Genomic DNA, 9,950 nt, shown 5'->3' with positions numbered 1-9,950 from the left:
TCGGCGGCGACGTAGTACGCGTCCTTCGTACCGTTGATCACGCCGAGCGACTCGCCGGTCGAGGCCCGGAAGACCTCCACGCCGCGCGCGGGAACGGCCACGTAGACGTAGTCGTTCGCCGGGTCGACGTCGATCGAGCGCTGCGACTCGATGATCGGGTACGGACCCCGCACGACCTGGCCGAACGTGGCATCCGCGATCGACACCACGACCCAGTTCTTGTTCTGCTGACCCACGTACAGCAGCTGCTTCTCCTCATCGATGCCGAGATCTCGGATGTTCTCCGGCAGGGTCATCGATCGCCGCACCTGATCGCTGTCGGGGTCGATCTCGAAGATCTGGCGCGAGTTCTGGTCGCCCAGGTAGAGCACGTCGCGCGTCTGGTCGTACGCCACGCCCGCCGGCAGAGCGGCTTTGTGCGCCGCATCCGTCGAGCTGTTCGGCATCACGGAGTCGAGGTCGGTGAGTCTCTCGTACGCGAAGGTCTCGGCCTCGGGCTCTGCGATCCGCGTGCTCTCGGTGACCGCGAACGGCACCAATTCCTCGCCCGGAGGGTTGAGGCGGAAGTCGCGGTTGGCGACGAAGACCCGCTGGCCCTCCTCGTCCACGACGATGCCGTAGCCGTCCTTGCCGAACTCCGGACCGACCTTGTCGACCAGCGACGCACCGCTGTTGAGCGCGTGCACCGAGAAGCCGCCGCGATCGGCCGACGTGCCCGTGTACCCGACGTAGAGCAGCCCGTGCTCGCTGTCGATGTCGACCTGACGGGCTCCCGCGCGCACCTCCTTCTCCCAGAGGAGAGCGAAGCCGTCGTTCGCCGCGAACGCCTGGAGGTCGGGCGTACCCGCGACCCCCTGGAACTTCGTGGTGACGATCGTGCCCGTCTTCGGGTCGGCGGCGACGTAGTACGCGTCCTTCGTACCGTTGATCACGCCGAGCGACTCGCCGGTCGAGGCCCGGAAGACCTCCACGCCGCGCGCGGGAACGGCCACGTAGACGTAGTCGTTCGCCGGGTCGACGTCGATCGAGCGCTGCGACTCGATGATCGGGTACGGGCCCCGCACGACCTGCCCGAACGACTCATCGGCGATGGAGACGACGACCCAGTTCTTGTTCTGCTGTCCGACGTAGAGGAGCTTGTTCTCCTCGTCGATACCGAGATCACGGATGTTCTCCGGCAGGGTCATCTCGCGGAGCACCGCGTCGGTGTCGGGGTCGATCTCGAAGATCTTCCGCCCGTTCTGGTCGCCGAGGTAGAGCACGTCGCGCTTCTGGTCGTAGGCGGCACCCGCGGGCAGCGCGGCCGTGTGCGCAGCATCCGCCGTGCCGTTGGGCATGACCGCGTCAAGCTGGGCGGTCTGCTCGTAGTCGAACTCGCCCGCGGGCACCTCGGGGTCGGTCGGATCCGTCGGATCGGTCGGGTTCGGGTTCTCGCAGCCGAGGCACGGGGAAGGCGTACCGGGGTCGATGACCTGCGGCTCGACGCCGTCGACGACGAGCTTCGAGTCTCCGCTCTTGGTGATCGTGAACCCGTCGAAGAACTTCCCGTCGGCCGTGCGCGACTCGAAGCGCATCGTTCCGCCGCTGACGTCGATCATCTGGTAGGTCTGCAGGCCGGTCTCCAGGCGCCGCAGGTGTCCTTCGTTCTCGTTCCAGTGACGAGGACCGGCGTTGTAGAACTTCGATCCCACGCTCGACGTGACGTAGACGGGGCCTGTCGAGCTCAACTCGGGGTCTGCCCCCGCGGGGAGGTTCTGCTCGTTCGCGAGCAGGTTGCCGCGACCGTAGGCGTGGTCGTGGCCCGTGAGCACCAGGTCGACGTTGTTGCGCTCGAAGATCGGGCCCCACTCCTGACGGATGCCGAGGTTGTTGCGCCCCTCGTCGAGCGAGTACACGGGGTGGTGGAAGTAGACGACGGTCCACTGCTGGGTGCTCTCATCGAGCACCTTCTGCAGCCAGTCGCCCTGGATCTTCAGCCCCTCGGTGGAGACGACATTGCTGTTCAAGGAGATGAATCGCACGCCCTCGTGGTCGGTGTAGTACACCGTTCCGTCGAGTTCGTCGTAGACCGTTCCTTCGCCCTGCGGACCGTTGTCGGGGTAGGCGTACATGCTGTCCCATTGCGGCGACAGCCGACCCTCGTACTCGTGGTTGCCCGGCGTCGTGAGGAGATCCTGTGTGCCGAGCCCGTAGGAGAACGCCTCGTACAGTTCGCCCCACTGATCGTCGGCCTCGGCATCGTTCACCAGGTCGCCGACCTGCAGCACGAGGTCGGCGTTCGGCCGGTCGCGGAAGGCGTTGCGGACGACCCGGGAGGCGTCGCTGAGGATGCCGTTCTGCACGTCGCCGAAGTACAGGAACGAGAACGTGTCGGCGTCGTCGGCGGCCGAGGTGTCGAAGTCCTGCCACTCGCTGAAGTTCGTGCCGTCACCGACGCGGTACATGTAGGTGGTGCCCGGGCGCAGGCCAGAAAGGGTGGCGGTGTGCACGACGTTCGTGTAGCCGAACTTCGTGACCTGCTCGACGCGCTGCTGCGCGTCGAGCGCCACGATCCCGCCCGGGTAGGGCTCGGCCGTCATCGTGCGGTACTCGACGACGCCCTGCCGCACCCCGGTCGACGATCGCCACGACACGACCTGCTGCGTCGTGGGATCGGCGCCGGGGAGCAGGGTGATGCGGTCGGGCACGATGTGCGGGGCGTAGCGCTCCGCAGCGGGGACGGATGCTGCGGACGCGGGCGCCGTGGCGACGAGAACGCCGCTCGCAGCGATGACGCCGAAGGCGACGCCGGCGGCCAGGACGCGGCCGGCTGTGCGGAAGCGAGCCATGATCAGGAGGCCTTTCGGTTGCGGAGGACGGAACGGCCGACGACGATGCCGCCGCCGATGGCGAGCGCGCCGCCGAGGACCATCAAGCCGACGGGGAGCGCTGCCCCCGTGGCGGGGAGGGCCGCCGCGGCCCCGGTCGCCGCCTGCGTGACGGTGATCGCCGCGCTCGCGGTGCGGCCGGAGTCGAGACCGGTCAGCACGATCGTGTGCTCGCCGGGCTCGGTGCCCGCCGGGATCGTCACCTCTGCGGCGATCGCCCCGGTCGCGTCGGCGGTGCTCAGCGCGAGCGTGACCGGCGTCGAGTGCAGCTCGATCGCCACGCGCTCGCCCGGGGTGAAGCCGGTGCCCGAGACGGAGAGCGAACCGCCCGGCGCCACCACGCTGTCGCCGACCATCATCGCCGTCGCGGTGCCGCCGCCACCCGGGGTGGGTGCGGGGGTCGGCGTCGTGGTGGGCTGAGTCGACGGCGTCGGAACCGTGGTCGGCTCGGGGGTGCTAGTCGGCTCCGGCGTCGCGGTCGGCTCCGGCGTCGAGGTGGGCTCCGGGGTCGAGGTCGGTTGCGGCGTGGAGGTCGGTTGCGGCGTGGAGGTCGGCTCCGGCGTCGAGGTCGGCTCCGGGGTCGGCTCGGGGGTCGGCTCGGGGGTCGGCTCCGGGTCAGGGGTGCCGGGAGCAGCGACGCCGTCGCGGGTCGACCCCGGCCCACCCGTCCAGGCGGTGTCATCGGTGGTCACGAGCTTGGTGCCCGCAGCATCCTTCTTGATCGTGAAAGCGTCGAACAGAGCACCGTCGACCGTGCGCGCCTCGACGTGCATGCGGCCGTCCGAGGTCACATCGACCGTCTGGAACAACTGCACATCACGGCCGACGACACGGAGGTTCGCGCCGTTCGCGGTCCAGTTGTTCGCGCCCGCCGGGTCGGGGACGTACATCTTCGGCCCGGCCACGCTCACGAGATAGACGGGACCCGTGTGGCTCTTGGCGGGGTCGGCACCCTCGGGCAGATTCTGCTCGTTCGCGACGAGGTTGCCTCGGCCGTAGGCGTGGTCATGACCCTGCACGACCAGGTCGACGTCGTACTTCTCGAAGAGCGGCTGCCAGGCGTTGCGGAGCACCGCGTTGTCACGGCCGCTCGTGACCGAGTAGATCGGGTGGTGGAACGTCACGACCGTCCACCGGTTCGGGTTGTCGGCCAGCACCGCGTCGAGCCACGCTGTCTGCGCGTCGCGCGCGGCGGTGGCACCGGCCTGCGTCGAGTCGAGGGTGATGAACCGCACGCCCTGGTAGTCGACGTAGTAGACGGTCTCGCTCAGGGTCGGCTGCGACGCGGGCCCGTTCAACGGGTACTCGAACTGTGCGCGCCAGTTGCGCGAGAGCACGTCGGACGGCCAGTACTCGTGGTTGCCGGTCGCGGCCAGCACGTTGAGGTACTGGTTCGAGAAGGCCGCGGCCTCGTGCCACTCGCCCCACTCGGCGTCGCTGTTGTCGGTGTCGATGAGGTCGCCGGCGTGGACGACGGCCCGCGCGTACGGCCGGGCCTCGAAGGCTGCTCGGAAGGTGCGCGAGGTGTAGGCCTTGTTGTCGTTCTGCGCGTCGCCCTGCACGAGGAAGCTGAAGTCGCCGGGGGTCTCGCTCGCGGTGGTGAACTCGAGCCACTCCCCCCATGTCTCCCCGTCGCCGACGCGATAGATGTACGTGGTCTCGGCCGCGAGTCCCGCGATCGTCGCGGTGTGGTGCGCGACCTGGTAACCGAGGTCGGCGTCGTACCGGACGGTCGACGCCGCGTCGATCGACTGCACGTCCGTGGGTGTGCTGGGTCCGCTCAGGGCCCATTCGACGCGAGGCGTGGTGACCGCGTCGGAGGTGCGCCAGGTCACCGACTGGCTCGTCGTCGGCGTCGCCGTCGGGGTGAGGATCACGCGGTCGGGCACCGCGGTGGGCGCGTGGACGGTCTTGGGGTCGACGGCGGGTGGCGCGAGGCCTCCCCCGGCGGCGACGGCGACGCCGCCTCCGAAACTTGTCAGTCCGATCACGACGGCCAGGCAGCCGGCCGTGATCATTGCGGGACGCGCGAATCGAGGCACGCGGAACACCTCTCGAATGGGCCGGATCAAGACCGGCAGGAGAGCGCACGGAGGCGCCGGCCCGCTCGGGTAGCGGGTTCACCCCGATTGTGGCGGGGAGCGAGAGCCCGCCCGCGGCGGATCGGGGAGATCCGGCACCCGTTCCGACAACATTCATCTGCATCGAAGATCGTTGGTCTCGGGGCAGTCTCGCCGCCCCGCGTGAAGCCCCCGTCGTTCGCCGGTGCGACACCCGCCGTTCATCCGGGGCTGACTCGTCGAGGCATCTGCTGGGACTCTTCTATGGGATCACGACGATCGCCCTCGGAGGAGGCGGAAGGCGAGTAGCCTCACCCCAAGCCCCAGCCCCCGGCTGAACCCCGCAGACTGCTCGCCCCGAGCCCCATGCTCGGCACGACGTGGGATTCTCGCTGCAGCCTTCCCCTGGGAGAAACCGTGACCGACAACCTGCATCTCGCCGAGCAGAATTCGGCGCTCATCGCGACCGCCCTGGACGGTGAGTCCGTGGCCATGCCGGTCGTCGGCCACGTCGAGGACGACGAGAATCCCGTGCGGATGCTCGCCGTCGCCCTCCACCACGCTCAGACGGCCATCAGCGCTCTCACCGATGAGGTTCGCGACCTCCGGGACGAGGTCGACCGCCTCGGCGGGGACCCCTCGAGGATCACGACGGCCGACCTGCACCGACTAGGACTCGACACGCCCTGAGGCGGTTCCCCTACGCCGCGGTCTCCCCCGCAGCATCCTCGAGGTCTTCGATCTCCTTCTCCCACGCGTCACGCGCCAGGCGGTACCAGAGGTAGAACGCGAAGCCCGCGAACACGGCCCACTCGGCCGCGTAGAAGATGTTGAGCCAGTTGACGTTGGAGCCCTCGGCGGGCGCGGGCGACGAGATCGCCTCGAGCCCGCCCATCGGCTCGGCCGCCGTCAGGTAGGGGCGGTAGACCTCGAGGTCGGCCGTGTCGTGCCACCGCGACAGCAGGGCGGCGGGCGACATCCTCGGGATCTCCTGCGGGTCGGTCTTGGCGGGAACGGCCGCACCCTCGTCCGAGATGATGCGCCCCGTCAGATCCACGAGTGCCGGGGATGCCGCGGCCTGCGCCGACAGGTCGGATGCGGCGGCCTCGGCCTGGGCCTTGTCGCTCGTCCATCCGACCGCGACGGCCAGGGACACCGGCGACGGCGAGTCGGTGACGCGCAGCTGACCGGTGACCCAGTACCCCTCGACTCCGTCGTTGAAGCGGGACGAGACGACGATGAAGTCGTCGGGAACCCACGTGCCCGAGACGTCGACCCGCTGCCCCACGAGGGGCTCTTCGAGGTAGTCGCCCGGCGCGACGACATCATCGAGCGGCCGCACGACCTCGGTCGACCCCGGCGGGGGCGGCGACGTGTCGATGGCTCGGCTGAGCTGCCACTGGCCCAGCCAGGCGAAGACGCCGGCCACGACGAGGCAGACGGCGAGCACGCCGATCCACCGCGGCCGGAGCATGACCTCGCGCAGCGTCGGGGCGTAGGCCTTGACGGAGTCGATCAGCGACGCGGTGATGGATGCGTCGTCACGCGGTGCGCTCGGAGTCGTGTCGGTCATCAGTGGCCGTAGGGCGCGACGACGACCTCCACGCGCTGGAACTCCTTGAGGTCGGAGTACCCCGTGGTCGCCATGGACTTGCGAAGCGCTCCGATGAGGTTCGCCGTGCCGTCGGCCACCGGCGCCGGTCCGTAGAGCACTTCCTCCAGAGGACCGACCTGCGACACGCGCACACGGCGCCCGCGCGGGAGCTGGGGGTGATGCGCCTCGGGGCCCCAGTGGTAGCCGTGTCCCGGAGCGTCGGTCGCTCGCGCGAGCGCGACGCCGAGCATGACGGCGTCGGCACCCATCGCGAGCGCCTTGACGATGTCGCCCGAGGTGCCGACTCCCCCGTCGGCGATGACGTGCACGTAGCGTCCGCCCGACTCGTCGAGGTAGTCGCGGCGAGCGCCGGCGACGTCGGCGACGGCAGTCGCCATCGGCGCGTGCAGCCCCAGGGTGGCGCGCGTCGTCGATGCCGCGCCTCCGCCGAAGCCCACCAGCACGCCCGCGGCGCCCGTGCGCATGAGGTGCAGGGCGGCCGTGTAGGTCGCCGCACCGCCGACGATGACGGGAACGTCGAGGTCGTAGATGAACTTCTTGAGGTTCAGCGGCTGGTCGACCGATGACACGTGCTCGGCCGAGACCGTGGTGCCGCGGATGACGAAGAGATCGACGCCGGCGGCGACGACGGTCTCGTAGAGGTCCTGCGTGCGCTGCGGGGTGAGCGAACCCGCGACGGTGACGCCGGCGGCGCGGATCTCGGCGAGGCGATCGCGCACGAGCTCCGGCTTGATGGGCTCGGCGTAGAGCTCCTGCATGCGGCGGGTGGCCTCGCCGTCGCCGAGCGACGCGATCTCGGCCAGCAGCGGCTCGGGGTCGTCGTACCGCGTCCACAGCCCCTCGAGGTCGAGCACGCCGAGGCCGCCGAGCTGACCGAGCATGATCGCGGTGCGCGGGCTGACGACGGAGTCCATCGGCGCGCCGAGCACGGGGATCGAGAACTGGAACGCGTCGATCGTCCACGCCGTCGAGACGTCTTCGGGGTTGCGCGTGCGCCGCGACGGCACGACCGCGATGTCGTCGAACGTGTAGGCGCGGCGAGCGCGCTTGGCGCGGCCGAGATCGATCTCCATACTCACCCTCCCAGCCTACCCGCGCCGCCTGGCATCCCCCCGGGCCCCGCCGAAACACCGCAATCGGCCGAGACCCACCGCCAGGCGGCGCGTCGGGGCCGATTCGGGTGTCTCGCGCGGAGTCAGGATGCGGCGGAGTCGCGCGGGAGACCGCGCTGCAGCAGCCGGGTGACGACCGGATCGAGGAAGAAGAGCACGAACGCGATCGACCCCGCGACGGTGGACAGTGCGATGACGGCGACGGAGATGATCGCGGCGCTCAGCCCGGCCCGCCCGATCGCGGCGGCCTGGACGTCGGTGAGGTCCGGCAGCATTCGTTCCCTGTGGCGACAGGCCCACATCCACTGCAGCCAGCTGATCACGACGGCGAAGAAGAACGTCACGGGCATCACGACCCGGCCGATGAGGAACGCCGAGTACTCCGTGGTGAGCCCCGTCACGAACGGGATGAGCACGATGAACAGCAGCCGGGCGTTGTTGAGCCAGACGATCACGCCGTCGACGCGGGCGACGTTCTCGAACTGCTGCGTGTGTGTCATCCACAGCAGGCACAGCAGCACGAAGCTCAGCACGAAGTTGAGGAACAGCCCGCTCATGTCGCGCAGGCCGGCGAGCAGGTCGCCGTCCGACGCCACCGTCCCGATCGAGTGCGACGTCAGATCGAGCACGAGCAGGGTCGCCGCGATGGCGAACACCCCGTCGGTGAAAGCCTCGAGCCGACCCGTCGATTGGGTGGCATCCGGATGCGTACGCCGCGCGAACATCCGCACAGCGTAGCGCCGCTACTTCTTGTAGTTGGGCGCCTCGACGACGATCTGCACGTCATGCGGGTGCGACTCCTTCAGACCTGCCGCGGTGATGCGGACGAACTTCCCCTTGGCCTTCAGCTCGTCGATCGTGCGGGCGCCGACGTAGAACATCGACTGCCGCAGGCCTCCGACGAGCTGATAGGCGACCGCGGCGACGGGGCCGCGGTACGCGACCTGCCCCTCGATGCCTTCGGGGATGAGCTTGTCGTCGCTGGGGACGTCGGCCTGGAAGTACCGGTCCTTCGAGTACGACGTCTTCTTGCCGCGCGTCTGCATGGCTCCGAGGGAGCCCATCCCGCGGTACTGCTTGAACTGCTTCCCGCCCTGGAAGACGATCTCGCCGGGCGACTCGTCGGTTCCGGCGAGGAGCGAGCCCAGCATCACGGTGTCGGCACCGGCGACGAGGGCCTTGGCGATGTCGCCCGAGTACTGCAGACCACCGTCGGCGATCACCGGCACGCCCGCCTCACGGGCAGCGAGGGATGCTTCGTAGACGGCGGTGACCTGCGGAACGCCGACACCGGCGACCACGCGGGTGGTGCAGATGGAGCCCGGTCCGACGCCCACCTTCACCGCGTCCACGCCCGCGTCGACGAGCGCCTGCGCACCCTCCCGGGTGGCGACGTTGCCGCCGATGACGTCGATGTGGTCGAACGTCGGGTCGGCTTTGAGCCGGCGGACCAGATCGATCACGCCGGCCGACTGGCCGTTGGCGGTGTCGACGACGAGCGCATCGACGCCCGCGTCGCGGAGGGCCTCGGCGCGCTCCCACGCGTCGCCGAAGAAGCCGATCGCCGCGCCGACGCGGAGACGGCCGTGCTCGTCCTTGGTGGCGAGGGGGTACTTCTCGCTCTTGTCGAAGTCTTTGATCGTGATGAGTCCGGCGAGCTTGCCGTCGTCGTCGACGAGCGGGAGCTTCTCGACGCGGTGCTTCGCGAACGTCGCGATGACCTCGTTCGCACTGATGCCGACGGGGCCGGTGATGAGGCCCTCGGTCGTCATGACGTCCTTGACGAGCGTGGTCTGGCGCTCGAAGCCCGAGACGAAGCGCATGTCGCGGTTGGTGACGATCCCGACGAGGCGGCCGTCGTCGTCGACGACGGGCAGACCGGAGATGCGGTACTTCGCGCAGAGGTCGTTGACCTCCTCGATCGTGGCGTCGGCGGTCGTGGTGATCGGGTCGGAGATCATGCCCGACTCGCTGCGCTTGACGCGGTCGACGTGCGCCGCCTGGTCTTCGATCGAGAGGTTGCGGTGGATGATGCCCAAACCGCCCTCGCGCGCGATCGCGATGGCGAGACGCGCCTCGGTTACGGTGTCCATCGCGCTCGAGAGCAGCGGTGTCGCCACCGTGATGCGCCGCGACACCCGCGAAGAGGTGTCGGCCTCGCTGGGGATCACGTCCGTGTGTCCCGGAAGGAGGAGGACGTCGTCGTAGGTGAGACCTACGAATCCGAAGGGGTCGTTGTGCTCCATGGTTCTCGTTCTCCTGCGCGCGCGGCGCGTTGCTCGAAAGGACGACGACG

7 protein-coding genes are annotated in these 9,950 nt (G+C 69.4%); 1 reads left to right on the top strand and 6 read right to left on the bottom strand.

Annotation, left to right across the window (positions count from 1 at the left end):
• Both FVP77_RS16655 and FVP77_RS16650 read right to left on the bottom strand, forming a co-directional pair.
• Window positions 1-2,828: metallophosphoesterase (locus tag FVP77_RS16655; RefSeq protein WP_147895622.1), on the bottom strand; the 2,828-nt coding region annotated here is incomplete at its 3' end.
• A 2-nt stretch (window positions 2,829-2,830) separates the two neighbouring features.
• Window positions 2,831-4,909, bottom strand: coding sequence for a purple acid phosphatase family protein (locus FVP77_RS16650; protein WP_147895621.1), 2,079 nt, complete (start codon window positions 4,907-4,909; stop codon window positions 2,831-2,833).
• 435 nt (window positions 4,910-5,344) lie between these two features.
• Between FVP77_RS16650 and FVP77_RS16645 the strand changes: the two genes are divergently transcribed.
• Complete coding sequence (locus tag FVP77_RS16645; protein WP_147895620.1) at window positions 5,345-5,617, top strand: hypothetical protein; 273 nt, start codon at window positions 5,345-5,347, stop codon at window positions 5,615-5,617.
• A 10-nt stretch (window positions 5,618-5,627) separates the two neighbouring features.
• On the opposite strand, the gene FVP77_RS16640 is transcribed toward FVP77_RS16645, so the two are convergent.
• The 4 genes from FVP77_RS16640 to guaB all read right to left on the bottom strand — a co-directional run bounded on the left by FVP77_RS16640 (window position 5,628) and on the right by guaB (window position 9,900).
• Window positions 5,628-6,401 (bottom strand): SURF1 family protein, encoded by a 774-nt coding sequence (locus tag FVP77_RS16640; RefSeq protein WP_147895732.1) that lies wholly within the window; start codon window positions 6,399-6,401, stop codon window positions 5,628-5,630.
• Between the two features lie 98 nt (window positions 6,402-6,499).
• Window positions 6,500-7,615: a GuaB3 family IMP dehydrogenase-related protein gene (locus FVP77_RS16635; RefSeq protein WP_116648668.1), complete on the bottom strand. Its 1,116-nt coding sequence runs from the start codon at window positions 7,613-7,615 to the stop codon at window positions 6,500-6,502.
• Between the two features lie 122 nt (window positions 7,616-7,737).
• Window positions 7,738-8,379 (bottom strand): TMEM175 family protein, encoded by a 642-nt coding sequence (locus FVP77_RS16630; RefSeq protein ID WP_147895619.1) that lies wholly within the window; start codon window positions 8,377-8,379, stop codon window positions 7,738-7,740.
• An 18-nt stretch (window positions 8,380-8,397) separates the two neighbouring features.
• Window positions 8,398-9,900, bottom strand: a complete 1,503-nt coding sequence (guaB, locus tag FVP77_RS16625) for an IMP dehydrogenase (RefSeq protein ID WP_147895618.1) — start codon at window positions 9,898-9,900, stop codon at window positions 8,398-8,400.
• Window positions 9,901-9,950: the final 50 nt, after the last annotated feature.

The organism is Microbacterium hatanonis, from assembly GCF_008017415.1.
Taxonomy (GTDB): Bacteria; Actinomycetota; Actinomycetes; order Actinomycetales; family Microbacteriaceae; genus Microbacterium; species Microbacterium hatanonis.
Note: the sequence above shows the minus strand (reverse complement) of the source record. Positions and strands in the feature narration are given on the sequence as shown.